The organism is Streptomyces stelliscabiei (assembly GCF_014873495.1).
In the GTDB taxonomy this organism is placed as follows: Bacteria; Actinomycetota; Actinomycetes; order Streptomycetales; family Streptomycetaceae; genus Streptomyces; species Streptomyces bottropensis.
This window is the reverse complement of record NZ_JADBGF010000001.1, coordinates 2,711,100-2,734,803: the sequence shown is the minus strand read 5'-3', so window position 1 is coordinate 2,734,803 and position 23,704 is coordinate 2,711,100. Positions and strand designations below refer to the sequence as shown.

The window sequence follows — 23,704 nt, the reverse complement described above, 5'->3', positions numbered from 1 at the left end:
GCAGTAAGCGGAATGAACGTTGACGCGTTCGACCACCGGGGAGGGGTTCGCTCAATGGCGGCGCAGTTCGGTTTGAGGCTCCGCAAGGGGGCGGCCACGACCGCCCTGGCCGCGGCCACGGTGGCGGCGCTCGCCGCCTCCCAGGCCCCGGGCGTGACCACCGACGGTGCGGGCAGACAGACCGCGGGCTCGCCCTCGCCGGAGATGAGCACCCAGGCCGACGAGACCGCTTCGGGCAACTCGCGGTACTACACGGACCTGCCGCCCCTCAACAGCCCCACCCCGACCACGGGTCCGGGCACGACCGGCGCCTCCGAGAGCGGCATACCCGCGACCGTCCTCGACGCGTACAAGAAGGCCGAGGCCTCCCTGCGCGAGTCCAAGCCCGGCTGCAACCTGCCCTGGCAACTCCTCGCCGCCATCGGCAAGGTGGAGTCCGGCCAGGCCAGTGGCGGCCGTGTCGACGCCGAGGGCACCACGATCGGCAAGAAGATCCTCGGCCCCCCGCTCAACGGCAACGGCTTCGCCAACATCAGCGACACCGACAACGGCGTGTACGACGACGACAGCACGCACGACCGCGCGGTCGGCCCCATGCAGTTCATCCCGTCCACCTGGAAGTGGGCGGGCCGCGACGGCAACGCCGACGGCGCCGAGGACCCCAACAACGTCTACGACGCCGCCCTCGCCGCCGGCCACTACCTGTGCCGCTTCGACTGGGACCTGTCGAACGACGCGAACCTGCGCAGCGCGATCCTCAGCTACAACAACTCGACGGAGTACTACAACACCGTCATGTCGTGGCTGGCGCACTACCGCAAGGGCACCCACGAGATCCCGGACGGCACCGGCTCCCTGCCCCAGACGCCGAGCGGCCCCGGCAACGACACAGGCACCGGCGGCAACACGGGCACGGGGACCGGCAACAACACCGGCAACGGCAACAACAACGGTGGCTCCACGCCGAGGCCCAGGCCCACGCCGCCGAAGACGCCCGAGCCGAACCCGAGCGAGCCGGGCAGCGGCACCACCCCGCCCCCGCCCACCACCAACCCGCCCACGCCGCCGGGGACGCCCACCGACTCGGTGCACCACCTGGAGAACGCGGGCGCGGCGAGCCTCACCGCGATGGCCGGCGACACCTTCACCGGCAAGCTCGCCGCCCGCACGGAGACCAAGGCGGGCAAGGCCGTGGCGAAGGTGCGGGTCCGCTTCACCGTCGTCGGCGGCACGGACACCACCTTCACCGGCGGCGAGAAGGTCGCGACCGTCCTCACCGACAGCACGGGCAAGGCCACCGCTCCCGCGCTCGTGGCCGGTGAGAAGACCGGCGACCTCACGATCCGCACCACCGTCGTGGGCCGCGCCGTGGCCGCCCTGGACCACAAGGCGACCGTCACCGCCCGTCGGGCCGACACCCTCACCCGCGTCGGCACCACCGCGCTGACCTGCGTCGCGGGCGGCGAGTTCGCGGAACAGATCGAGGTGAAGGCCACCTACCGGGGCGAGATCGCGGACAGGGTCGCCGCCACGGCGACCCTCGTCACCTCGCTCCTCGACGCCACCGAGAACGACAAGGGCCCCTACTTCGAGGACGCGGACGGCGAGCCCGTGCGCACCTTCGCCCTGGAGACCGACGCGGGCGGCGCCCTCAAGCTCCCGAAGCTGTACGCGGACGACGCCACCGGCACGTTCCTGCTCCGCATCCAGACCGAGGGCGGCGCGACCCTCACCCTCGAACTGAAGGTGGAGGCGCCCGCCGCCACGGCCGAGCCGACCGGATCGGACGAGGCCGCGACGCCGAGCCCCGGCGCGTCCTGACCGGCACCCACCGCGTGTACGGCCGCGGCGGCGTCCCTCTCCGGAGGGGCGCCGCCGCCGTCGTTTGTGTGCGCGACGTGTTCTCATCTCGGCCGGCCGTTGCTACCGTGCCGGATCTGACGAACTATCAGTTTCTGTCGTGAGGCTCGTAGTCGGGAGGTCCGTATGCGCGCCCTGATCGCCGCCGCGACCGGTCTCGCCCTCGCCTTCGCCCTGGTGTTCACGATCACGGTGCTCGGCTCACCGACGGGCGAGACCTCACCGAAGCCGTTGCTGACGACGGTCCCCGCACATCCGTAGCCGCACCGGCCGAGGGTGGCCGCACGCCCACACAACCGTCCGGGAGGGAGGCCGAGATGCGCCGTAGGGCCGGCCTGATCCTGCTCGCGCTCGCCGTGTTCTTCACCGCCCTGTCCCCACTGGTGCGCTGGTACGTCTTCCCGCACCTGGCCAAGATCCCGGCGAACCAGTACCAGGACATGGTCCTGGAGGCGAAGGACGCCACCCTCCTCGACTACGCCACGATGACCGCCCGCACGGTCCCGAAGGTCACCATCGTGCAGACCCTCAAGGGCGACGTGGAGGCGTCCGAGGCCATCGAGAAGAACACCGGCCGGGACGTCGTCGTCTGGGACGGCCTGTCCTATGTCCAGGGCCCGGACGGGGAGATGGTCTCCCGGATCCCCGAGCGCTACATCTTCGACGCCCACACCCAGGAACCCGTGCACGCCAAGGGCGAGATGGTCGACGGCGACCCCGTGAAACGGGAGGGTCTGGAATTCAAATGGCCCTTCCTCACGGAGAAGAGGGACTACGAGTACTTCGACGCCCAGGCCCGGATCACCGCCCCCATCCACTACAAGGGCACCCGGGACTTCCGGGGCGTCGAGGTCTACTACTTCGAGCAGACCATCCCCTGGACCGAGGTGCCCTTCCCGCGCGTCATGCCCGTGAAGGGCATCACCCGCGAGACGGTCGCCGGGACGGGCACGACCCGCTGGTACACCACGGTCCGCAAGTTCTGGGTCGAACCCGTGACCGGCGCCCCCGTCTACGGCGAGGAGATCCACAAGGAGGAACTCCGCGGCGGCACCCTCCTGGGCGACCGCGAGAAGGTGACCGCCTTCGCCGGGCACGTGAAGATGCGCGAGGACTACATCGAGCACACCGTCGACCTGGTGAAGTCCCAGCGCCTGCTCGTCCTGCTCATGACGTCCTACCTGCCCTGGGGCTTCCTCGCCCTCGGCATCGGGCTCCTCGCCCTCTCCCTGTGGGTCGAGGCCCGCGGCCGGCGGCCCGGCGCGGCCGCGTCCAGCAGGCCCCCGGCGTCCGAGCCGGTCAACGCCTGAGCCGCGCGTTGGTGTACCGGGTGGGCTCGGCCGTCGCCGGGTCCTCCGGCCACGGATGCCTGGGGTAGCGGCCCCGCAACTCCGCCCGCACGGCCCGGTACCCGTCCTTCCAGAAGGAGGCGAGATCGGCGGTGACGGCGGCGGGCCGCCCGGCGGGGGACAGCAGATGCACCAGCACGGGCACCCCGGCCAGGACGGGCGACTCCCGCAGCCCGAACATCTCCTGCAGCTTCACCGCCAGCACCGGCTGCTCGGGCCGCGCGTAGTCGACCCGGATCCGGGACCCGCTCGGCACCTCGATCCGCTCGGGCGCCAGCTCCTCCAGCCGTACCGCGTCCCCCGTGGCCCACGGCAGCAACCGCTTCAGCGCCTCCCCGGCGTCGATCCGCCCGAGGTCCGCCCGCCGCCGGGCCCGCCCCAGCTCGGGCTCCAGCCACTCCTCCACGCGCGCGTGGAGAGCGTCGTCGCAGACATCCGGCCAGGGCGCGCCGAGCCGCCCGTGCAGAAAGGCCAGCCGCTCCCGCAACCGGGTGCCGTCCTGCGACCACCGCAGCAGCCCGAACCCCTCGGCCCGCAGCCCTTCCAGCAACGCCTCCCGTACGAGCCCGGGGGCCGCCTCCCGCAACGGCCGCACCACCAGCTCCACGGCCCCCAGCCGCTCCACCGTCCGGGCGACGACATCCCCGCCCCGCCACGCCACCTCCTCGCCCCGGCCGTACAGACTCCCGGCCGCCTCCCGGGCGATCTGCTCGTCGACGGCCGCCCCGAGCCGCACGCGCGCGTGCCCCGCACCCGTCGCCCGGTCTGCGACGGCCACGGCGATCCAGGGCGCCCCGCGCAACCCGGACCCCTCGCCCACCTCTGCCCGGGTCCCGGAGACCATCAGATAGCCGCCCCTGTCCTCCCGCGCCACCCGCTCCGGAAACGCCAGTGCCGCCACGACGCCCACTCCCCGCTCCTCCCCGGCACCGGCGTCCCACGTCGCGGACGCCTGCTTCGACGCCTGCTTCGACGCGGGCTTCGACGAGGTGCGCAGCCGCCGCACCTCCGTGCGCCAGCGAGCCGCGTAGGCGTCACCCCCGCGCCGGGCGGTCCGCAGCGCGGCGGTGAGATCGTCGCCGTACTCCCGCGGGGGCTCCTCGCTCAGCAGCGCGACGACCTCGGCGGCCCGCTCCGCCCCCACCAGCGGCGTCGCGTCCAGGAGCGCACGGGCCAGCCGGGGGTGCAGGCCGAGCCGGGCCATGCGCGCGCCCCGGTCCGTGGCGTGCCCGGTGGGGGAGACCGCGCCGATCGCGGAGAGGACGTCGCGGGCCGCAGCCATCGCCCCGCTCGGAGGCGGGTCCAGGAGCGCGAGCCCGGAGGCGTCCGGGTCGCCCCAGCAGGCCGCCTGCAGGGCGAACGCGGTCAGGTCGGCCACCTTGATCTCCGGCGACGGGAAACCCGGCAGACGGCCGTCCTCGGCCTCGGCCCAGCACCGGTAGACCGCGCCGGGGGCCTCACGCCCGGCCCGTCCGGCCCGCTGCCGTCCGGCCGCCCGCGAGGCCCGCACCGTCGTCAGCGTGCCGATCCCGCGCGCGTGGTCGACACGCGGCTCCCGCGCGAGCCCGGAGTCGACGACCACCCGCACCCCGGGCACCGTCAGCGAGGACTCGGCCACCGAGGTCGCGAGGACCACCCGGCGCCCCTCCCCGCCCGTCAGCACCGCGTCCTGCACGGCCGCCGGCGCCCGCCCGTGCACCTGGAGCACCTCCACGTCACCGAGACCCGCCAACTGCCCGGCCACCCGCGCGATCTCACCCACCCCCGGCAGGAAACAGAGCACGTCCCCCGCCCGCTCGGCCAGCGCCCGCCGCACCACCGACGCCACATGCGTCAGCGCCGCCGGGTCCACCCGCATCCCGTGCGGCGGCCGCACCGGACGCGGCGGCGGCGCCCACACCACCTCGACCGGGTACGAGACGCCCTGCGCCGCGACCACCGGCGCCCCGCCCAGCAGCCGTGCCCAGCCCTGCGCGTCCGTCGTCGCCGACGCCGCCACCAGCCGCAGCCCGGGCCGCAGCGCCTCGCGCACGTCGAGCAGGAACGCCGCCGCCGTGTCCGCGTCCAGATGCCGCTCATGGCACTCGTCGAGCACCACGACGTCGACGCCCGGCAGCTCCTGGTCCCGCTGCAGCCGTTGCAGCAGGACACCCGTCGTGACGACCTCCACGCGCGCGTGTGGCCCGACGACCCGCTCGCCGCGCACGGTGTAGCCGACGCTCGCGCCGACCTTCTCGCCGAGCAGCCACGCCATCCGCCGCGCCGCCGCCCGCGCCGCGATCCGCCGCGGCTCGGCGACGACCACCCGCCGCGCCGGGCCGCCGTCCAGCAGCCCCGCCAGCGCCAGGGGCACCAGCGTCGTCTTGCCGGTCCCGGGCGGCGCGACGAGGACGGCCGCGCCGTGCCCCTCCAGGGCGTCGTCCAGCGCGGGCAGGGCGGTGCGCACGGGCAGTGCGTCCAGGGCGTCGTAACGGATCACGCCCCCAGTGTCGTACGCCCCCGGAGACGCCCTCCACGCGCGCGTGCCTCTCTACCGCTCGCACGCGCGGGAAGAGGTACGCGGAACCCGCCGGACCCGCCCCCGCTCAGTCCCGCTCGCACACGAAGATCGCCGACCCCGGGATCAGGTTGCCGCGCAGCGGGGACCAGCCGCCCCACTCGGAGGTGTTCCAGGCGGGCCACTCCGGCTCGACCAGGTCCACCAGCCGGAAGTCCGCCGCCACGACGTCCCGGACGCGGTCGCCGATCGTGCGGTGGTGCTCGACGTACACGGCCCGGCCCTCCTCGTCCTGCTCCACGTACGGAGTGCGGTCGAAGTAGGAGCCGGAGACGGACAGGCCCTCCGGGCCGGGCTCGTCGGGGAACGCCCAGCGGATCGGATGGGTCACCGAGAAGACGAAACGGCCGCCGGGACGCAGGACACGACGGACCTCCCGCAGCACCCGCACCGGGTCGGCGACGAAGGGCAGCGCCCCGTACGCCGAGCACGCCAGGTCGAAGGAACCGTCCGCGAAGGGCAGGTCGCCGGCGTCGGCGCACACCAGCGGGAACGATCCGCCGATGCGCAGGGCGTGCTGGAGCTGGCGGTGGGAGAGGTCCAGGGCCACCGGACGGGCGCCCTGGGCGGCCAGCCAGCGCGCGCACTGCGCGGCGCCGGCCCCGATCTCCAGGACGTCCTTGCCCTTCAGCTCCTCGGACGGCCCCAGCAGCTCCGCCTCCACCTCGTCGAGCCCTTCCGGACCCCACACGAAACGGTCGTCGCCGAGGAAGGTGCCGTGCTCGATCTGGTACTCGTCGGCGTTGCGGTCCCACCAGCCCCGGTTGGCCCGGGAACTCTCCGTCACACCGGCCTCGCGCCGGGTGGCCTCCGCTTCGTCGGCCTCCGGCGCGCCGGGGGCCCCGTGGGCCCCGCGTACCTCGTCGGGCTCGTGGACTTCAGGCTCTTGGATGATCGGCTCCCTCGTCGTACTCTTCCGTAACCTGCGTGGCGCGACCCCCTGCGGTGGTGTCACGAATGGGGTCTGCCATGGCCTGCGTGGCCTCACGGGACAGGTTTTGTGCCGGGTATGCGGCGTTCCGCCCCGGGTGTGCGCCTTCGCGCATTGACCCTGCCTGGCTGCCCCCGTATGCTACAAGTTGCGCTGCGGGCCTGCGCACCTCAGACGTAGCAGGCTGCGCTCGCATCTGTCGTATGTCCCCTCGGTTGTCGAGGCGCCACCGGATTTCTCAAGTGGCGCTTCCTAGGCTGTCCGGCTTCTTCAGAGCGATACGGGCTCCCGGCGTAGCAGTACCTACGACTCACTGTCCGTACCGGAGCCCTTTCCCACATGACGAGCAGCACCGAGACCACCTCTACCACCCCGCAGGTAGCGGTCAACGACATCGGTAACGAGGAAGCCTTCCTCGCCGCGATCGACGAGACGATCAAGTACTTCAACGACGGCGACATCGTCGACGGCGTCATCGTGAAGGTCGACCGGGACGAGGTCCTGCTCGACATCGGTTACAAGACCGAAGGTGTCATCCCGAGCCGCGAGCTCTCGATCAAGCACGACGTCGACCCGAACGAGGTCGTCAAGGTCGGCGACGAGATCGAAGCCCTTGTTCTCCAGAAGGAGGACAAGGAAGGCCGCCTGATCCTCTCGAAGAAGCGCGCCCAGTACGAGCGCGCCTGGGGCACCATCGAGAAGATCAAGGAAGAGGACGGCATCGTCACCGGTACCGTCATCGAGGTCGTCAAGGGTGGTCTCATCCTCGACATCGGCCTCCGTGGCTTCCTGCCGGCCTCCCTCGTCGAGATGCGCCGTGTCCGCGACCTCCAGCCCTACGTGGGCAAGGAGCTCGAGGCGAAGATCATCGAGCTGGACAAGAACCGCAACAACGTGGTCCTGTCCCGCCGTGCCTGGCTGGAGCAGACCCAGTCCGAGGTCCGTCAGACGTTCCTCACGACCCTCCAGAAGGGTCAGGTCCGCTCCGGCGTGGTCTCCTCGATCGTCAACTTCGGTGCCTTCGTGGACCTGGGTGGCGTCGACGGTCTGGTCCACGTCTCCGAGCTGTCCTGGAAGCACATCGACCACCCCTCCGAGGTCGTCGAGGTCGGCCAGGAGGTCACGGTCGAGGTCCTCGACGTCGACATGGACCGCGAGCGCGTCTCCCTGTCGCTGAAGGCGACCCAGGAAGACCCGTGGCAGCAGTTCGCCCGCACCCACCAGATCGGCCAGGTCGTGCCCGGAAAGGTCACGAAGCTGGTTCCGTTCGGTGCGTTCGTCCGCGTGGACGAGGGCATCGAGGGTCTGGTCCACATCTCCGAGCTGGCCGAGCGCCACGTGGAGATCCCGGAGCAGGTCGTCCAGGTCAACGACGAGATCTTCGTCAAGGTCATCGACATCGACCTCGAGCGCCGTCGCATCAGCCTCTCGCTGAAGCAGGCCAACGAGTCCTTCGGTTCCGACCCGGCCTCGGTCGAGTTCGACCCGACCCTGTACGGCATGGCCGCGTCCTACGACGACCAGGGCAACTACATCTACCCCGAGGGCTTCGACCCCGAGACCAACGACTGGCTCGAGGGCTTCGAGTCCCAGCGTGAGGTGTGGGAGGGCCAGTACGCCGAGGCGCAGCAGCGCTTCGAGCAGCACCAGGCCCAGGTCATCAAGTCCCGCGAGGCCGACGAGGCCGCTGCCGCCGAGGGCGGCGACGCCGCGGGTGCGGCTCCGGCCGCGGGTGGTGGCTCGTACTCCTCCGAGGGTGCGGACACCTCCGGTGCCCTCGCTTCGGACGAGGCCCTGGCCGCCCTGCGCGAGAAGCTGGCCGGAGGCCAGAGCTGAACGCGGACGGCTGAGCACTAGCCGATAACACCTCGGGCCCGCATCCACCAGGATGCGGGCCCGAAGTGCGTCCGGGGGTGTATGTGCACCGCCCCGTCCGGGAGTTGCCCGCCCGGACACCGCGACGGGTGCCCGGGACGCGGAGTCGACGGCGGGGGAGCGAGCCCCGCGGCCGCGCCTTGCGCGTGCTCAACTCCGGGGCGCGGGCGGGACCGTGCCCCACGGCGCGCGCGTGCCACGGCCGTAGCGGCGCGCCCCGCACACGTGGAAGGGTCGACGGGAATGCCCCGCCCCCGATCCGCGTTGTGGAGTAGGAACACGAGGAGGAGCGGTCACAGTGCTTGATCCGCAGGGTTTGTACGCATGGGAGCCGAAGGGCCTGGCCGTCGTCGACATGGCACTCGCCCAGGAATCGGCGGGACTTGTCATGCTCTACCACTTCGACGGATATATCGACGCGGGTGAGACGGGCGACCAGATCGTCGAACGGCTCCTTGGCTCGGCTCCCCACCAGGTGGTGGCGCGCTTCGACCACGACCGGCTCGTGGACTACCGGGCCCGCCGCCCGCTGCTGACGTTCAAGCGCGACCGCTGGACCGAGTACGAGGAGCCGGCGCTGGAGGTGCGGCTCGCCCAGGACGCCACCGGAGCCCCCTTCCTGCTGCTGTCCGGGCCCGAGCCCGACGTGGAGTGGGAGCGCTTCGCGGCCGCCGTCCGGCAGATCGTGGAGCGCCTCGGCGTACGCCTCTCGGTGAACTTCCACGGCATCCCCATGGGCGTGCCGCACACCCGCCCGGTCGGCCTCACCCCGCACGGCAACCGGGCGGAGCTGGTCCCCGGCCACCGCAGCCCCTTCGAGGAGGCCCAGGTGCCCGGCAGCGCCGAGGCCCTCGTCGAGTACCGCCTCATGGAGGCCGGACACGACGTGCTGGGTGTCGCCGCGCACGTACCGCACTACATCGCCCGCTCGCCCTACCCGGACGCGGCCCTGACCGTCCTGGAGGCCGTCACGGCCGCCACCGGCCTGGTGCTGCCCTCGGTCGCCCACGCCCTGCGCACGGAGGCCCACCGCACCCAGACGGAGATCGACCGGCAGATCCGGGAGGGCGACGAGGAACTGGTCGCCCTCGTCCAGGGCCTGGAGCACCAGTACGACGCGGCCGCGGGCGCCGAGACACGGGGCAACATGCTCGCCGAGCCCGTCGACATCCCCTCCGCCGACGAGATCGGGCGCGAGTTCGAGAAGTTCCTGGCCGAACGGGAGGGCGAGGGCTGAGCCCGCCCCGCCCGCCCGCCGCGGCAGGGCCTAAGCTGCCGGGCATGCTGAAAGTGGGTCTCACCGGCGGTATCGGCGCCGGCAAGAGCGAGGTGTCGCGGCTGCTCGTGGAGCACGGCGCCGTGCTGATCGACGCGGACCGCATCGCGCGCGAGGTCGTCGCCCCGGGCACCGCCGGACTCGCGGCGGTCGTCGAGACCTTCGGCGAGGGCGTGCTCGCGCCGGACGGCGGCCTCGACCGGCCCAGGCTGGGCTCCCTCGTCTTCGCCGACCCTGAGAAGCTCGCCGCGCTGAACACGATCGTGCACCCCCTGGTGGGCGCCCGCTCCAGAGAGCTGGAGGAGTCCGCCGCCGAGGACTCCGTCGTCGTCCACGACGTCCCCCTGCTCACCGAGAACGGCCTCGCCCCGCTGTACGACCTGGTCGTCGTCGTGGACGTGGCCCCCGAGACCCAGCTCGACCGTCTGCTGCGCCTGCGCGGCATGACGCAGGAGGACGCACGCGCGCGTATGGCCGCCCAGGCGACCCGCGAGAAGCGGCTGGAGATCGCGGACATCGTCATCGACAACGACGTACCGCTGGAGGACCTCCGGCAGCGGGTGCGGGAGGTCTGGGCGGATCTCACCCGGCGGGCCCACGCGGCCCGGCAACGATCCGAACACACACAGGAATAGCCGGGTCCGGGGGCGCGTTGAACCCGTGCAGCAAGGGAAGGACTCAGCCGTGCCCGAGACCAGCGGTTCCACCGGACGTACCCCGGAGACGCACGTCATCGACTTCCGCGCCGCCGAGCAACTGCTCGCCGCGCGCGATCCGCGGGGTGCGGTCAAGCTGCTCGACAACGTCATAGCCCAGCACCCCGAGAACACGGCGGCCCGGCTGCTGCGCGCCCGCGCCTTCTTCGCGGCGGCCCAACTGCGGCCCGCCGAGCTGGAGTTCACCATCGTCCTGGAGCGCGAGCCGGACAACGCGTTCGCGCACTTCGCCCTCGCCCGCACCTATCAGCGCCAGTCCCGCGACGACGAGGCCAAGCGTCACTTCCGGCTCGCCGCGGCCCTCGATCCCAACCCGCAGTACCTGGAAGCGGCACGCTTCGACTCCTGACGGCCGCGCGCGCCCGCGCTCTCCGGGGCGCACACCTACGGGCGGGGCGTGCGCGGAGGTTCGTACGGCGGGACGTCCCGGCCCGGCTGGTAGTGCGGGCCCTGGCGGATGTGGCGCAGGACCATGGTCAGGTCGACGGTGACGATCAGCCACAACACCCCGCAGGCGGCCGCCCAGCCGGGACGGCCGGCCAGAGCGAAGGCCATCGTCCCGGCGATCGCCCAGATCAGCCCCCACACACTCAGCCAGAGCCGCATCCGCAGGGGACTGCGCGCGGTCGTCGGTTCACTGCCGGTACGCATCGGATCGCCCCTCCGTTCCCTGTCGTCTCCTGCCTCGTCCTACTCGGAAACGTACTCCCCGCCCCGTACGTTCTCCAGGAGACCGATGCGGTGCGAACGGGGAGACGACGGTGTTGCTGGACGCGGTGCGGGCGGACGAGAGGCTCGCCGACTGGCTGAAGGACCTGGAGGAGGACGGGAGCCCCCCGGCGACACGGGCCCGGCTGCCGGAGGCCGACGAACTGCCGGACGTGCTGGTGGACCTCGCCGTGCCCTACGAGGACATCAACGAGCTCGTCGCGCTCCGCCGCGCACTGGCCGCCGACGAGGGGGCGGCCTGGCTGCTCGAACGGTGCGCCGATGGTCTCGTGCGCGACATGGGGAAGATCGGCAAGGGCCCGAGACTCCTCCCGCTGCCCCTGGAGTCCGGCCCGCTCGGCCGCTACTTCCACGTCTTCGTCTTCGTCGCGGCCCTGCCGTACGTGCGCGCCCACCATCGCGAGCGCGGCATCCCCGACGACATCTCCCGGCGCACCCTCGCGGACCTCGGCCGCGGGCTGGTGCTGCACCGCCGGCGCTACGGCGTGGGCGGGCTCGTCGCGCCGGGCTGGTACGCGCTGCACTTCCACGGGGAGCTGTTCCAGCTCGGCCGGCTGCAGTTCCAGCGCTCCCGCGTGAGCGGACGGGAGGGTGTCGCCCTGGCGGCGGCGGGCCTGCCGCTGGGGCCCGGGGAGCCCTGCCTCGACCTGCACATACCCGACTACGCGGGACCCCTGACACCCCAGGCGTGCGACCGCTCGCTGGGGTCCGCCCACGACTTCTTCGCCCGGCACTTCCCCCAGGAGCGCTACACGGCGGGCTGCTGCCACTCCTGGCTGCTGGATCCCCAGCTGAAGCGGTACCTGCCGGCGGACGCCAACATCGTCCGCTTCCAGGAGCGGTTCCGGGTCTCCTGCGGCACCGGCGAACCCGAGGACGACCTGCCGGTCCGCTTCGTCTTCGGGGACCCGGACCTGCCGGTGGAGACACTGCCCCGCCGGACGCGCCTCGAACGGGCCGTGGCCGATCACCTGCGCGCGGGCGGGCACTGGTACAGCGGGCACGGCTGGTTCGCCTGGTGAGACCCGGCCGGCCGGACGGGCACGACGACCGACGCGGGGCCCCACATTCACCCCATCGGGTGACGAGTGACCGGAACGGCCCGTGTCAGCCCGGCCGTTGGACGGTTATGAGCATCCAGATGCGTGAAGGACACGAGGGGACCGGACCCGGCGCGATCACCCCGGACGGCTGCGCGGTCGAGCTGTACACGCGCCTGCCGGTGGGCGACGAGCCGGAGGTGATCGCGGGTGTCGCGCCCGCGGGCGCGCGCATTCTCGAACTGGGCAGCGGTGTGGGCCGCATGACCCACCCCCTGATCGAGCGGGGGTTCACCGTCACTGCCGTCGACGAGTCGGCGGCGATGCTGGAGCGGGTGCGCGGGGCCCGCACGATATGCGGCCCGATCGAAGAACTCGACCTGGGGGAGAGGTTCGACGTCGTGCTGCTCGCGTCGTTCCTCGTCCACACCGGCGACCCCGAGGTGCGGCGCGGGATCCTCCGGACCTGTCTGCGGCATGTCGCGGACGACGGCTTCGTGCTGATCCAGCGCGAGGGGGAGGACTACCACACGAACGTGCCCCGGGAGCGGGTCGACCCCCGAGGCTTCACCGTCCGCGTGGTCTCGGCCGAACCGGTCGGGGACGGCGTCGACTCGGTGTTCGTGGAGTATCTCTTCCCGGACGGCGAGTGGACCCAGACGTTCCGGGCGCGACCACTGACCAGGGAGCAGTTCGAGGAGGCGCTGGGGGAGGCGGGGCTCGCGGTCGATCGGTATCTGACGGAGGACCGGATGTGGGTGAGGGCGGTGCCGGCCGTGCCCGCGGGATGAGGCGGGCCGGAAATCCCGGCGGACGGCGATGAGTTCGGGGGAGGGGACCGGTCTACCTCTGTGACAGCGATCGGAACCGCTTCACACAGGAGATCCCATGTCCGAGACCACCGCTTCCGCCGCCCGCACGACCAGCACCGCACGCAGCAAGGGCGCACGGATCTCGCTGCGCGCTCTGCAGATCGTGCTCGCGCTGTTCTACGCGTTCGCGAGCGCGCTGCCCAAGCTGATCGCGCACCCGTCGGCCGTCGAGTCCTTCGACACGCTCGGCTGGGGCAGCGCGGGGATGTACACCATCGGCGCGCTCGAACTGGCGGGTGCCATCGGGCTGTTGATCCCTGCGTTGGCCTCGGTCGCGGCGGTGTCGCTGGGCGCGCTGATGGTGGGGGCGTTCATCACTCAGATCACCGCCTTCGACGGGGAGTACGCGGCGACCCCGCTCATCCTGGTGGTTCCGCTCGGCCTGATCGCCTGGACGCGCCGTCAGGACCTGGCCGGGCCGGCGCAGTGGGTGCGCCGGGTGCGACGGGAGGCGTGAGCGTCGCGGCCCCGCTTGTGCGGCGGGCATCGCCGAGGGGCTTCCCGGTGGTCGTCGGGAAGCCCCTCGGCGATGCCCGCGGCAGGGGTGGGGCGCCGGGGCATCATGGCGTGGGCTGCCAGTGCCAGTGCCAGTGCCAGTCCGGTGCAGGTGCAGGTGCAGGTGCCGCTGTCGGTGTGTTGGCGCGCACGGCCGCTCGCGGGGGCCCGGTCCGCGCTACGTGGGGCGGCGGTGGCGCTCGGCGTTCGCGGCCTCGGCCAGGCCCCGGAGGCGCTCCAGGTCACGGCGGTCGCGTTTGGTGGGGCGGCCGGTGCCTCGGTCACGGATGCCCGCCGGAGCGGTGGCCTCGCGGGGCGGGGGCGGCGGGGAGTTGTCGACGTAACACTCGGCGGCGACGGGCGCCCCGACCCGCTTGCGGATCAGCCGTTTGACGACGACGATCCGCTCGTGGCCCCCGGCCTGGCGCAGCCGCACCTCGTCGCCGACGCGCAGCGCATGGGCGGGCTTGACGCGTTCGTCGTTGACACGGACGTGCCCGCCCCGGCAGGCGGTGGCGCCCATCGAGCGGGTCTTGACCAGGCGGACGGACCAGATCCAGCTGTCCACGCGCACGGTCTCACCGCTCGCCGGACGGGCGGCCTCGGCGGCCTCGACCGCCGGTGACGCCGTCCCCGACTCGCGGGCACCCCTGTCCGCGGCGTCCGGACCGCTCGTCCGCTCCTGCGTACCTTCAGCAGCCATGCCTCGACCTTAGCTCCCCGTGGCTCCCCGATCAGGCCGCACAGCGGAGGCGATCACCGGACGTACCGTGGAGACATGGGCGGCGGCAGTGGCAGTGGCGGCAGCGGTGGTGGTGGGGCGGTGGGGCTGGCCGCGCTGGACTCACGGATCAGCGGGTGCCGGGCCTGTCCCCGGCTGGTCGAGTGGCGGGAGGAGGTGGCGCGCACCAAGCGGGCCGCGTTCGCCGACCAGGAGTACTGGGGGCGGCCGGTGCCGGGCTTCGGGCCGCCCGACGCCGCGCTGCTGATCGTCGGACTCGCCCCGGCCGCGCACGGGGCGAACCGGACGGGGCGGATGTTCACCGGCGACCGCTCGGGCGACGTGCTGTACGCGGCCCTGCACGACCTCGGCCTCGCCTCGCGCGGTACGGCGGTCGGCGCGGACGACGGTCTGGAGCTGTACGGCGTACGGATCACCTCGCCCGTGCACTGCGCGCCGCCCGCGAACAAGCCGACTCCCGAGGAGCGGAACACGTGCCGGCCATGGCTGGTGCGGGAGTTGGAACTGCTGCGGCCGACGCTGCGGGCCGTGGTCGTACTCGGGGCGTTCGGCTGGCAGGCCGCGCTGCCCGCGCTCGCCGAGGCCGGCTGGGACATACCCCGGCCGCGACCCGTCTTCGGGCACGGCACCCACGTACCGCTCGACGGGCTCGACCTCCACGGCTGCTTCCATGTGAGCCAGCGCAACACCTTCACCGGCCGGCTGACCCCGGCGATGCTGCGCGAGGTCCTGCGTACGGGGGCGAGGTCCGCGGGGCTGGCCGTCACGGCGTAGCGGCGGTGTCGGGGGCCGGGAGATAACCGGCTGCCGACCGTGCCCCGGGCCGGTTAGGGTCGCGCGATGCCCCTCTACCCTGAGATCGAACCGTACGACCACGGCCTGCTCGATGTCGGCGACGGCAACCGCGTGTACTGGGAGGTCTGCGGGAATCCGCGCGGCAGGCCCGCCGTCGTGCTGCACGGCGGGCCGGGATCCCGGGCCAACGCCTGGTTCCCGAGGCTCTTCGACCCCGAGGCGTACCGGATCGTGCTGCTGGACCAGCGCGGCTGCGGGCGTTCGACGCCGCCGGCGAGCGCGTACGAGACCGACATGGCCGTCAACACGACCGATCACCTGATCGCCGACCTGGAACTGCTGCGGCGGCATCTGGGGATCGGCCGATGGCTGGTATGGGGCGTGTCGTGGGGGTCGGCGCTCGGCCTGCGCTACGCGCAGACGCATCCACAGGCCGTGACGGAGCTGGTGCTGACCGGGGTCACCTCGGCCTCCGACGCCGAAGTCGCCCTGCTGACCAGGGGACTCGGACAGTACTTCCCGGAGGCCTTCGAACGGTTCCTCGCCGAACTGCCCGTGGACGAGCGGGGCGGGAATCTCGCGGCCGCGTACAACCGGCTGATCGAGTCGCCCGACGAGGCGGTGCGGGCACGGGCCGCGCGGGCCTGGACCGACTGGGAGACGGCCATCGCCGGACAGCCGCCCCGCTCCGTGCCGCGCTACGAGGACCCGGTCTTCCGCTACGCCTTCGCCCGTACCGTCACCCACTACTGGGGCAACGGCCACTTCCTCGACGGGAGCGGCGACGGTGTGGTCCTGCGGGACGCGCCGCTGCTCAAGGGCATCCCCGGCACCCTCGTCCAGGGCAGCCTGGACCCCGGCAACCTGCTCGGCATCGTCTGGCGCCTGCACCACGCCTGGCCCGGCAGCGAGCTGGTGCTCGTCGACGACGTGGGGCACGACGCGGGCGCTCCGGACGTGGCCGAGGCGCTGGTGGCGGCGACGGACAGGTACGCCAGGGGCTGAGCCTCCGCTTCAGGGGCTGCCGTGCGGGCCGCCGCACACCTCGTCGCCGTCGCCGTCGCCGTCGCCGTCGAACAGATGCCGCACCGTCGACCGGTAGTTGGTGCGCACGTGGGTGAGGGCGTGGGCGCGGGCGCGGGCGGGGTCACCGGAGGCGATGGCGTCGTACAGCTCCCGGTGCTCGGTGAGGAGTTGGGGCCACTCGGTGTTCTGGCTGGTCAGCCAGCGCAGGCGGCCGTCGACCGGCTCCATCACGGAGATGAGCAGACTGTTGCCGGCCATGGCGAGGACGCGGTCGTGGAAGAGGGTGTTGATGTCGGTGATCGTCTCGGCGTCGTCGGCGCGGGTCGCCTCCGCCGCCCGGTCCAGCAGCGCCGACAGCTCCGCGAGGGACTCCGGGGTGGCGCGGGAGGCGGCGAGCCCGGCGGCGTAGACCTCCAGCGCTTCGCGCAGTTCGAAGAGTTCCGCCACGTCCGCCGGGGTGAGGCGGCGGACGACCGTGCGGCGCGGGGTCTCGAAGTGGACGAAGCCCTCGGCGACCAGCGCGCGGATCGCCTCCCGGACCGGGACCCGCGAGACCCCGAAGCGGTCGGCCAGCTCGCGCTCGACGAGCCGGTCGCCCGGACGGAGGCGTCCGGCGATGATGTCCTGCCGCAGGGTGCCGAGGACACGTTCCCGTACCGCGCCCAGGGGTTCGATCTTCGCTCCTTCCGGAGCCAGGGAGCTCATGGGGCAATCTTCGCCGACTCCGGGGGGCTTTTACCGACCGTTAACGACAACGACATCGGTCAGAACCGTTGACGGGAGGACGATGAGCGCAGTTTGGTATACCAAACGGCGCGAGGTGTTCCCCTGGTCCCCCACGCAGGTGCCGCGCCCCTCCCCACCACCCGACCCCGTCTCCTCTCGCTCCCGGAGGCCCCGTGTCCCTCGCCGACCGTGCCGAAGTCACCGGCACCCCCGCGTTCGTCCCCGACCCCCGCCTCACCAACGAAGACCTCGCACCCGCCGAGAAGCGGAACTGGAAGGTCTTCGACCTCTTCGCCCTGTGGATGTCCGACGTCCACAACCTCGGCAACTACACGTTCGCCGCGGGCCTGCTGGTCCTCGGTATGAACGTCTGGCAGGTGTTCACCTCGCTGCTCGTCGGCTTCGTGATCATCTACATCGGGATGAACTGGATGGGGAGGATCGGGCAGCGCCACGGCGTGCCCTTCCCCGTGGTCAGCCGCATCAGTTTCGGCGTCTGGGGCGCCAACATCCCGGCCCTCATCCGGGCCGTGATCGCCATCATGTGGTACGGCATCCAGACCTACCTCGCGTCCGTCGCGGTCAACATCATGCTGATGGCCGCCTGGCCGGGCCTGGAGTCCTGGACGCACCACTCCTTCCTCGGCCTGCACCAGCTCGGCTGGTGCACCTTCGTCGCCCTCTGGCTCATCCAGGCGCTGATCATCAGCCAGGGCATGGAGTCGGTCCGCAAGTTCCAGGACTTCTGCGGCCCCGCGATCTGGCTCGTCATGATCGCGCTGGCCGTGTGGGTCCTCGCCAAGGCCGGCTGGACCATCTCGCTGACCTCGACCCCCCACCCGGTCTCCGTGGGCGAGCAGTGGCGGCAGTGGTTCGGCGCGATCGGACTGGTCCTCGCCACCTACGGCACGCTGATGCTCAACTTCTGCGACTTCTCCCGGTTCGCGCCCGACTACCGGACGGTCAAGCGAGGCAACTTCTGGGGCCTGCCGATCAACTCGACCGCCTTCGTGGTCGTGTCGGTCATCGTCACCGCCGGCTCGCTGGAGGTGTTCGGCGAGGCCATCACCGACCCGGCGGAACTCGTCGCCAAGGTCGGCAACACCTGGGTCCTCGTGCTGGGCGCCCTGACCTTCGCCGTCGCCACCATGGGCGTCAACATCGTCGCCAACTTCGTCTCACCGGCGTACGACCTCGCCAACGTCTGGCCGCAGAAGATCACCTTCAAGGTCGGCGGCATGATCAGCACGGTCGCGGCCCTGGTCGTGACCCCGTGGAACCTCTTCTCCAACCCCACCGTCGTCCAGTACTTCCTCGGCGGCCTGGGTGCCTTCCTCGGCCCGCTGTTCGGCGTGATCATGCTCGACTACTTCTGGGTCAAGCGCGGCCGCATCGACGTCGACGCACTCTTCGACGCCGAGCCCGGTTCGCGCTACTACTACCGCAAGGGCGTCAACCCCAAGGCCCTGTGGGCGTTCCTGCCGGCCGCGGCCGTCTCCGCGGTCCTCGCCCTGGTGCCGACCTTCGGCGAGGTCGCCCCGTACTCCTGGTTCATCGGTACGGCCCTGGCCGCGAGCCTGTACGCGGTGCTGTGCCGGGACGAGCGGGCCTCGGAGCCGGCCGTCGCCGAACCGGCAGCCGTGGAGGGCTGAGCGTGCGCATCGTCGTCACGAACTGCAACACGACGCAGGGGATGACCGAGGAGATCGTGCGAGGTGCCCGGGCCGCAGCAGGCCCGGGCACCACCGTGACCGGACTGACCCCCGCCTGGGGTCCCGAGTCCGCGGAGGGCTGGCTCGACAGCTATCTCTCCGCCGCCGCCGTCCTCGACACCCTGCGCACCTACGGGGAGCCGTACGACGCCGTCGTGATGGCCGGGTTCGGGGAGCACGGGCGCGAGGGCGCCCGCGAACTGGTGGACGTCCCCGTCGTCGACATCACCGAGGCCGCCGCCCACCTCGCCTGTCTGCTCGGCCGTCGCTACGGCGTCGTCACCACGCTCGAACGCTCCCGCGGGCAGATCCAGGACAGCCTCGACGCCGCCGGCGTGGGCCGCAACTGCGCGGCGATCGTCGGCACCGGGCTGGGCGTCCTCGACCTCGCCGACGCCGACCGCACCACCCGGGCCTTCCTCGCGGCCGGGCAGCGGGCCCGGGACGCCGGAGCGGAGGTGCTCGTCCTCGGGTGCGCCGGGATGACCGGATTGCAGCGGACGGTGGGGGAGAAGCTGGGGGTGCCGGTCGTCGACGGGGTGGGCGCGGCCGTCAAGCTCGCCGAGTCGCTGGTGGAGCTGGGGCTGACCACCAGCCGTGTGGGCGGGTACGCGAAGCCGCTGCCGAAGAGGAGGAGCTGGGGGGCCGCCGGACCGGCCGCGCCGGGGAGCGGGGGGTGAGGGCGCGGCGGGGTTCCTCCCCGTACGGCCGGAGCCCTCACTCGGCCGGGGGCTCCGGGACCACCGCCGTCGCCGTGATCTCCACCAGCTGGCCCGTGTAGCCGAGGCAGGCCACGCCGAGGAGGGTCGAGGAGTGCGGGCCCGTGCTGAGGCCGGACGCCTCGACGACGTCCCAGACCGCCGAGAGGACCGCGGGCTCGCCGCTGACGACGTACACGTCGGTGGAGGCGACATGCGCGAAGTCGCTGCCCACCGCCCGCAGTTGCTCCCCGAGGTTCGCCAGCACCTGCTCGGCCTGCCGCACGGGGTCACCCTCCCCGACCAGCTTCCCGTCGGCGTCCAACGGAACGGAACCGGCCAGGAAGGCGAGCTTCGTCCCGGCCTCGACGACGGACGCGTGCGCGTACATGGGCGGTGCGAAGAGGGCGGGGACGGTGGTGCGCCGGATCATGAAGGCTCCTCGTGGTGGTCAACCGGTCGGTGTGGTGGACAATCCGACGATGATGCGGACGCCTCGCCGCCGACGCATCCCCATTTCGGCGGACGCCACGAATGTCGCACGTGCCGCATGCGGCCGTGCGTCCGCGGCGCGGTGACCGAGCGTCCGCGGCGTCGAGCGTGCGCGGCGCGGTGAACGGCACGCGGCCACCCCGCCGTCCGCCCGGCGCCGTGGTGCCGCCGAACCGTCGCCCCGTCCGCACGCCGGGTCTTCTCCCGCGTCCGGCGCCCCTGCGTCTCCTGCCGGGCTCCCGCCCGCGAATAATCCTTCGAAGGGAGCGCGCTGACGCTGTTACCGTCTCTCGCGTGGCGAAACTCAATCAGATCATCGCAGTGGAGAAGGGCGTCAAGGCCAAGTCGCATCAGGACCTGACGGCCTCTCACCATGGGCTGCAGAAACCGGCGTTGCTGGCCGGTATCGCACGCACCTACCAGCCGAAGGACGAGGAGGGCGAGCAGCTGCCGCCCGAGTCGACCCGGGTGCAGGTGCGGGCGGAGGACGTGCTGCGGGAGACCGCGGGGATCCTCACGCGGCTGTTCGATGTGACCGCCACCAAGGACTGGGCCAACTGCACGGCACGGGCGGACGTGAAGGTCGAGGGGCGCGTGCTCGTCGCCGACGTTCCCGTGGCCTACCTGCTCTTCCTGGAGAAGCAGCTCGGGGAGATCAACACGCTGGTGCGGAAGCTGCCCGTGCTCGACGCCTCCGAGGCGTGGGCCCAGGATCCGTCGACCGACGACTGGAAGACCGAGCCCGTACGCACGGTGCGGACGAAGAAGGTCCCGCGCAACCACGTGAAGGCCGAGGCGACCGACAAGCACCCCGCTCAGGTGGAGGTGTACTACGAGGACATCCCGGTCGGTTACTGGACCACCGTGAAGTTCTCCGGAGCCCTGCCCGCCCGGCGCGTGAACGAGATCCTCGACCGCGTCGAGAAGCTGCAGCAGGCCGTGAAGTTCGCACGGGAGGAAGCGAACGGCGTGGACGTCGTCGACCAGCGCGTCGGTGACGCCGTGTTCGGCTACCTGTTCGGATAGTTCGGGTAGCCTCATTGATTCCCCGACCGGCCCCGAGGCCGGACGGGGTGCGCGAGGAGCGCAGGCTGAAGCTGAGGCTTGTCGTGAAGGAGCGGTCCGTACCCGCCGAAGAGTTCAGGGGCGGGCCGTCATCAATCTCAGACTCTTGCTCCAGACTCAGTATTCGCCGCCGATCGTCGCAACGACCGGGCCCAGGCCCCGGGACGTCGAAATGCTGGTTCAAGTCCAGCCCGCGCAGCTCGATGCGTGGTGGTCCAAAGGCAGGACGCGGCGACATGACGACTGACCTGGGTTCTTTACCGTGGCGGCGTGCCCTATGGGCGGCATCACAGGGCCCGGGGGCCGGCTACGCCCTCGGGCCCACCTTTTTCGCCGTCATGACCCGCGACACCGTTCCGCCTCGGCCCACACCCCTTTCCGCCTCGGCTCACACCCCTTTTCGTCTCGGCGTACGCGTGCACGCCCTGATTGCGTTCATAAAGAACATGGCATCTACAGGGATCGTCACATCGCGGTAATGCGAGCGTTCCATATCCTCCAGGCCGGGCACCTACGGTGGAGAGCACGAGCACCGAAGCCCTCGGCGGCGCCTCACCTGTCGTCGCCGGACCGCCCACGCCCCGGCCACCGTCGCCCGAAGGCACACCCCGCCCTCACCCGACGACAGGAGCCCCGTGTCCCGCCCCGCCGCCCTGCCCCTGCCGCCCTGGCTCGCCCATGCCCTGCGCGCCCAGAGGGGTCCGGTGCCCTGGAACGCGGTGGTGCGCGGGGCACTGGCCGGTGGGCCGTTGCTCCTGGTGGCCGTCGGGCTCGGGCGGCCCTCGGTCGGGGTCCTCGCCGCGCTCGGCGCCATGCTCGCCGGGATCAACGACCGCCCCGGAAGCAGGCGCGTGGCCGTACAGCGGCTCGGAGTGCCCGCGCTCGCGGGAGCCGTGGGGCTGCTCGTCGGCACCTACGCGGGGCAGTACACCGGCGCGGTCGTCCTCACCCTGCTGCTCACCGCACTCGGACTGCTCGCCGGCGGAATGAGCGCGGTCGGGCTCGTGGCGTCCGGAGCGGGCACGCAACTGCTGGTCGCGGCCGCCATCGGAGCCGGCATGCCCTTGCCCGAACCGGGCTGGGAGCGGGCGCTCGCCTACCTGGCCGGTGCGGGATGGCTGCTCGTCCTGCGCCTCGCCCTGCCCACGCCCGCGGTCCTCACCGCCGGTGACTACCGCTTCGACGGGGAACGGGACGCCGTCGCCGCCGTCTACGACGCGATCGCCGGGCTGCTGGACGCCGTCGGCACCCCCGACGCGCTCGCCCGGCGCTCCGCGCTGACCGCCGCCCTCGATCACGCCCAGGACGCGCTCGCCGGACCCCGGCTGCGGCGGTACGCCAGCTCGTCGGCCGAGCGGCGGCTGCACGCCCAGTACGCCGCCGCGCTGCCCCTGGCGGAGGCGGCGACCGCGCTGGCCTGGGACGGGGACGCCGTCGTCGGGCGGGCTTCCGAAGGGCCCCGGCGGCTCGCCGCGGCCGTGCGCGGCAACACCGCGACCGGGCCACTGCCCGCGCCCGTCCTCCCCGGCGCCCGGCATCGCACGGCGGCGGACACCGCCTCCGCGCCCGCGCTGCGCGCCCTCGACGACGCGCTCCTGCGCGCCGCCGAGACCTTCGACCGGGGCGGCGACGCCCGCGCCCTGCACACCCGCCGCCGTACCCTCGGCTCCCTCCTCCGGCTCGGCCTCGGGTCCGGCGGACGCGAGTACGGGCTGCGGGTCGCCCTGTCCTTCGGGGCCGCCGCGGCCGTCGCCCAGGCTCTGCACCACGAGCACTGGTACTGGCTGCCCGCTACCGCCGTCTTCCTCGTCAAGCCCGACCTGGGGCCGCTGGTGTCCCGCGTGCTGTGCCGGGCCGCCGGGACCGTGCTCGGCGCGGTGCTCTTCGCCGCCTTCGCCGCCGTACTGCCCAGGCCGGAAGGGCTCATCGCGCTCGTCGCGGTCAGCGGGGCGCTGATACCCGTGGCCACCCGGCACTTCGCCGCCCAGACCGCCGTCGTCACCGTCCTCGTCCTCGCCCTCGTCATGGTCGGCGGCGACCCCCAGGCCTCCTGGAGCCGTATCGGCGAAACGCTGCTGGCCTGCGCCATCGTCCTGATCGTCGGCCATCTGCCGATGCCGAGGGGGCAGCGGGGCGGCGGCGTACGCGCCCGGCTCACGGAAGCGGGCACCGCGGCGTACGCCTACCTCGCGCACGTCCTCGACGAGCCGCGCACGCCGGACGCACGCTCCGGGGCGGGCGGGAGTGACGCGACGGGCGGGACGGGTGAGACCGGCGGGACCTCGTCGCCGGGCGGTTCGGCCACGCCCAACGGCGTCACCGTGTCCGTCGGGTCCGCCCTGCCGGGTACGGCCGACGCGCGGGCGGCCCGCTGGGCCCTGCGCCGCGAGGCCTACCGCGCGCTCGCCAAGGCCCGCTCCGCGATCGCCCTCTCCGAGGCCGAACTGCCCGCCCTGGCCCGGCACACCGAGGGCACCGACGAGGTCGCCGCGCTCCTCGAACGACTGGTCGACACCACCACCGCCTGCGCCGTGCACCTCGACGACACCGGACGGCTCAGCCGCCACCACACCGACCGCCTCACCGCACTCCTCGACGAACTCGCCCGCCACCAGAGGCACACCGGCACCACCCTCCCCGAGCCACCGGACGTGACCGACGCACCGGACGAGACCGAAGCAGCGGACGAGGTCGACGCACCGCCGGGGAGGCAGGGCCTGAGCGCGTGAGCGGTAGGCACGGGCCGGC

The 23,704-nt window shown here is 72.5% G+C and carries 22 protein-coding genes; 16 read left to right on the top strand and 6 right to left on the bottom strand.

The window, feature by feature from the left end; all coding sequences use genetic code 11:
- Positions 1 to 54: 54 nt before the first annotated feature.
- The 3 genes from H4687_RS12015 to H4687_RS12005 all read left to right on the top strand — a co-directional run bounded on the left by H4687_RS12015 (position 55) and on the right by H4687_RS12005 (position 3,170).
- The gene (locus H4687_RS12015; RefSeq protein WP_050399040.1) at positions 55 to 1,821 is read left to right on the top strand and encodes a lytic transglycosylase domain-containing protein; all 1,767 of its coding nucleotides are present in this window, start codon (positions 55 to 57) and stop codon (positions 1,819 to 1,821) included.
- A gap of 165 nt (positions 1,822 to 1,986) precedes the next feature.
- Positions 1,987 to 2,121, top strand: coding sequence for an SPW_0924 family protein (locus H4687_RS12010; protein ID WP_005478043.1), 135 nt, complete (start codon positions 1,987 to 1,989; stop codon positions 2,119 to 2,121).
- A 56-nt stretch (positions 2,122 to 2,177) separates the two neighbouring features.
- Positions 2,178 to 3,170 carry a DUF3068 domain-containing protein gene (locus H4687_RS12005; protein ID WP_046918981.1) on the top strand — a complete coding sequence of 331 codons (993 nt, stop codon included), beginning with the start codon at positions 2,178 to 2,180 and terminating at the stop codon, positions 3,168 to 3,170.
- On the opposite strand, the gene hrpB is transcribed toward H4687_RS12005, so the two are convergent.
- Entirely contained in the window at positions 3,160 to 5,688 is a 2,529-nt protein-coding gene (hrpB, locus tag H4687_RS12000; protein WP_050399039.1) for an ATP-dependent helicase HrpB, read from the bottom strand. The two genes, H4687_RS12005 and hrpB, sit on opposite strands and share 11 nt — an antisense overlap.
- A gap of 106 nt (positions 5,689 to 5,794) precedes the next feature.
- Positions 5,795 to 6,721: a class I SAM-dependent methyltransferase gene (locus tag H4687_RS11995; RefSeq protein ID WP_192781667.1), complete on the bottom strand. Its 927-nt coding sequence runs from the start codon at positions 6,719 to 6,721 to the stop codon at positions 5,795 to 5,797.
- Between the two features lie 315 nt (positions 6,722 to 7,036).
- On the opposite strand from H4687_RS11995, the gene rpsA reads away from it, so the two are divergent.
- The 4 genes from rpsA (at position 7,037) to H4687_RS11975 (ending at position 10,913) form a co-directional block, all read left to right on the top strand.
- Entirely contained in the window at positions 7,037 to 8,533 is a 1,497-nt protein-coding gene (gene rpsA / locus H4687_RS11990; protein WP_013004451.1) for a 30S ribosomal protein S1, read from the top strand.
- 337 nt (positions 8,534 to 8,870) lie between these two features.
- A complete protein-coding gene (locus tag H4687_RS11985; RefSeq protein ID WP_046919724.1) occupies positions 8,871 to 9,809 on the top strand; it encodes a PAC2 family protein in 939 nt (312 codons plus the stop codon).
- A gap of 44 nt (positions 9,810 to 9,853) precedes the next feature.
- Positions 9,854 to 10,483 (top strand): dephospho-CoA kinase, encoded by a 630-nt coding sequence (coaE, locus tag H4687_RS11980; protein ID WP_046919725.1) that lies wholly within the window; start codon positions 9,854 to 9,856, stop codon positions 10,481 to 10,483.
- A 49-nt stretch (positions 10,484 to 10,532) separates the two neighbouring features.
- Positions 10,533 to 10,913, top strand: a complete 381-nt coding sequence (locus H4687_RS11975) for a tetratricopeptide repeat protein (protein ID WP_046919726.1) — start codon at positions 10,533 to 10,535, stop codon at positions 10,911 to 10,913.
- Positions 10,914 to 10,948: 35 nt separating this feature from the next.
- Here H4687_RS11975 and H4687_RS11970 read toward each other — a convergent pair whose 3' ends face one another.
- The gene (locus tag H4687_RS11970) at positions 10,949 to 11,215 is read right to left on the bottom strand and encodes a DUF6343 family protein (protein WP_046919727.1); all 267 of its coding nucleotides are present in this window, start codon (positions 11,213 to 11,215) and stop codon (positions 10,949 to 10,951) included.
- A gap of 110 nt (positions 11,216 to 11,325) precedes the next feature.
- On the opposite strand from H4687_RS11970, the gene H4687_RS11965 reads away from it, so the two are divergent.
- The 3 genes from H4687_RS11965 (at position 11,326) to H4687_RS11955 (ending at position 13,662) form a co-directional block, all read left to right on the top strand.
- Positions 11,326 to 12,315 (top strand): acyltransferase domain-containing protein, encoded by a 990-nt coding sequence (locus tag H4687_RS11965; RefSeq protein WP_046919728.1) that lies wholly within the window; start codon positions 11,326 to 11,328, stop codon positions 12,313 to 12,315.
- A gap of 119 nt (positions 12,316 to 12,434) precedes the next feature.
- A complete protein-coding gene (locus H4687_RS11960; RefSeq protein ID WP_097251439.1) occupies positions 12,435 to 13,124 on the top strand; it encodes a class I SAM-dependent methyltransferase in 690 nt (229 codons plus the stop codon).
- Positions 13,125 to 13,221: 97 nt separating this feature from the next.
- Positions 13,222 to 13,662 (top strand): DoxX family protein, encoded by a 441-nt coding sequence (locus H4687_RS11955; RefSeq protein WP_046919730.1) that lies wholly within the window; start codon positions 13,222 to 13,224, stop codon positions 13,660 to 13,662.
- 216 nt (positions 13,663 to 13,878) lie between these two features.
- Here the strand turns inward: H4687_RS11955 and H4687_RS11950 are convergent, their stop codons facing one another.
- Positions 13,879 to 14,403: an RNA-binding S4 domain-containing protein gene (locus H4687_RS11950; RefSeq protein WP_046919731.1), complete on the bottom strand. Its 525-nt coding sequence runs from the start codon at positions 14,401 to 14,403 to the stop codon at positions 13,879 to 13,881.
- 75 nt (positions 14,404 to 14,478) lie between these two features.
- Here H4687_RS11950 and H4687_RS11945 point away from each other — a divergent pair, with 75 nt between their 5' ends.
- On the top strand, positions 14,479 to 15,216 hold the full coding sequence (locus H4687_RS11945; protein ID WP_046919732.1) for a uracil-DNA glycosylase: 738 nt from the start codon (positions 14,479 to 14,481) through the stop codon (positions 15,214 to 15,216).
- A 66-nt stretch (positions 15,217 to 15,282) separates the two neighbouring features.
- Positions 15,283 to 16,242 (top strand): prolyl aminopeptidase, encoded by a 960-nt coding sequence (pip, locus tag H4687_RS11940; protein WP_046919733.1) that lies wholly within the window; start codon positions 15,283 to 15,285, stop codon positions 16,240 to 16,242.
- A 9-nt stretch (positions 16,243 to 16,251) separates the two neighbouring features.
- Here the strand turns inward: pip and H4687_RS11935 are convergent, their stop codons facing one another.
- Positions 16,252 to 16,968 carry a GntR family transcriptional regulator gene (locus tag H4687_RS11935; protein WP_046919734.1) on the bottom strand — a complete coding sequence of 239 codons (717 nt, stop codon included), beginning with the start codon at positions 16,966 to 16,968 and terminating at the stop codon, positions 16,252 to 16,254.
- A 194-nt stretch (positions 16,969 to 17,162) separates the two neighbouring features.
- On the opposite strand from H4687_RS11935, the gene H4687_RS11930 reads away from it, so the two are divergent.
- A complete protein-coding gene (locus H4687_RS11930) occupies positions 17,163 to 18,641 on the top strand; it encodes an NCS1 family nucleobase:cation symporter-1 (protein WP_046919735.1) in 1,479 nt (492 codons plus the stop codon).
- A gap of 2 nt (positions 18,642 to 18,643) precedes the next feature.
- Positions 18,644 to 19,381 (top strand): aspartate/glutamate racemase family protein, encoded by a 738-nt coding sequence (locus tag H4687_RS11925; RefSeq protein ID WP_046919736.1) that lies wholly within the window; start codon positions 18,644 to 18,646, stop codon positions 19,379 to 19,381.
- 37 nt (positions 19,382 to 19,418) lie between these two features.
- On the opposite strand, the gene H4687_RS11920 is transcribed toward H4687_RS11925, so the two are convergent.
- Positions 19,419 to 19,832: a RidA family protein gene (locus tag H4687_RS11920; protein ID WP_046919737.1), complete on the bottom strand. Its 414-nt coding sequence runs from the start codon at positions 19,830 to 19,832 to the stop codon at positions 19,419 to 19,421.
- A 353-nt stretch (positions 19,833 to 20,185) separates the two neighbouring features.
- Between H4687_RS11920 and H4687_RS11915 the strand changes: the two genes are divergently transcribed.
- Both H4687_RS11915 and H4687_RS11910 read left to right on the top strand, forming a co-directional pair.
- Positions 20,186 to 20,917: a DUF7873 family protein gene (locus H4687_RS11915; protein ID WP_046919738.1), complete on the top strand. Its 732-nt coding sequence runs from the start codon at positions 20,186 to 20,188 to the stop codon at positions 20,915 to 20,917.
- Positions 20,918 to 21,591: 674 nt separating this feature from the next.
- Entirely contained in the window at positions 21,592 to 23,685 is a 2,094-nt protein-coding gene (locus H4687_RS11910; protein ID WP_046919739.1) for an FUSC family protein, read from the top strand.
- Positions 23,686 to 23,704 lie beyond the last annotated feature (19 nt).

Bases quoted from the DNA above. Each gene is read 5' to 3' on its own strand.
- H4687_RS12015 (WP_050399040.1), top strand. From the start codon at position 55: ATGGCGGCGCAGTTCGGTTTGAGGCTCCGCAAGGGGGCGGCCACGACC.
- H4687_RS12010 (WP_005478043.1), top strand. From the start codon at position 1,987: ATGCGCGCCCTGATCGCCGCCGCGACCGGTCTCGCCCTCGCCTTCGCC.
- H4687_RS12005 (WP_046918981.1), top strand. From the start codon at position 2,178: ATGCGCCGTAGGGCCGGCCTGATCCTGCTCGCGCTCGCCGTGTTCTTC.
- rpsA (WP_013004451.1), top strand. From the start codon at position 7,037: ATGACGAGCAGCACCGAGACCACCTCTACCACCCCGCAGGTAGCGGTC.
- coaE (WP_046919725.1), top strand. From the start codon at position 9,854: ATGCTGAAAGTGGGTCTCACCGGCGGTATCGGCGCCGGCAAGAGCGAG.
- H4687_RS11970 (WP_046919727.1), bottom strand. From the start codon at position 11,215: ATGCGTACCGGCAGTGAACCGACGACCGCGCGCAGTCCCCTGCGGATG.
- H4687_RS11960 (WP_097251439.1), top strand. From the start codon at position 12,435: ATGCGTGAAGGACACGAGGGGACCGGACCCGGCGCGATCACCCCGGAC.
- H4687_RS11955 (WP_046919730.1), top strand. From the start codon at position 13,222: ATGTCCGAGACCACCGCTTCCGCCGCCCGCACGACCAGCACCGCACGC.
- H4687_RS11950 (WP_046919731.1), bottom strand. From the start codon at position 14,403: ATGGCTGCTGAAGGTACGCAGGAGCGGACGAGCGGTCCGGACGCCGCG.
- H4687_RS11945 (WP_046919732.1), top strand. From the start codon at position 14,479: ATGGGCGGCGGCAGTGGCAGTGGCGGCAGCGGTGGTGGTGGGGCGGTG.
- pip (WP_046919733.1), top strand. From the start codon at position 15,283: ATGCCCCTCTACCCTGAGATCGAACCGTACGACCACGGCCTGCTCGAT.
- H4687_RS11935 (WP_046919734.1), bottom strand. From the start codon at position 16,968: ATGAGCTCCCTGGCTCCGGAAGGAGCGAAGATCGAACCCCTGGGCGCG.
- H4687_RS11920 (WP_046919737.1), bottom strand. From the start codon at position 19,832: ATGATCCGGCGCACCACCGTCCCCGCCCTCTTCGCACCGCCCATGTAC.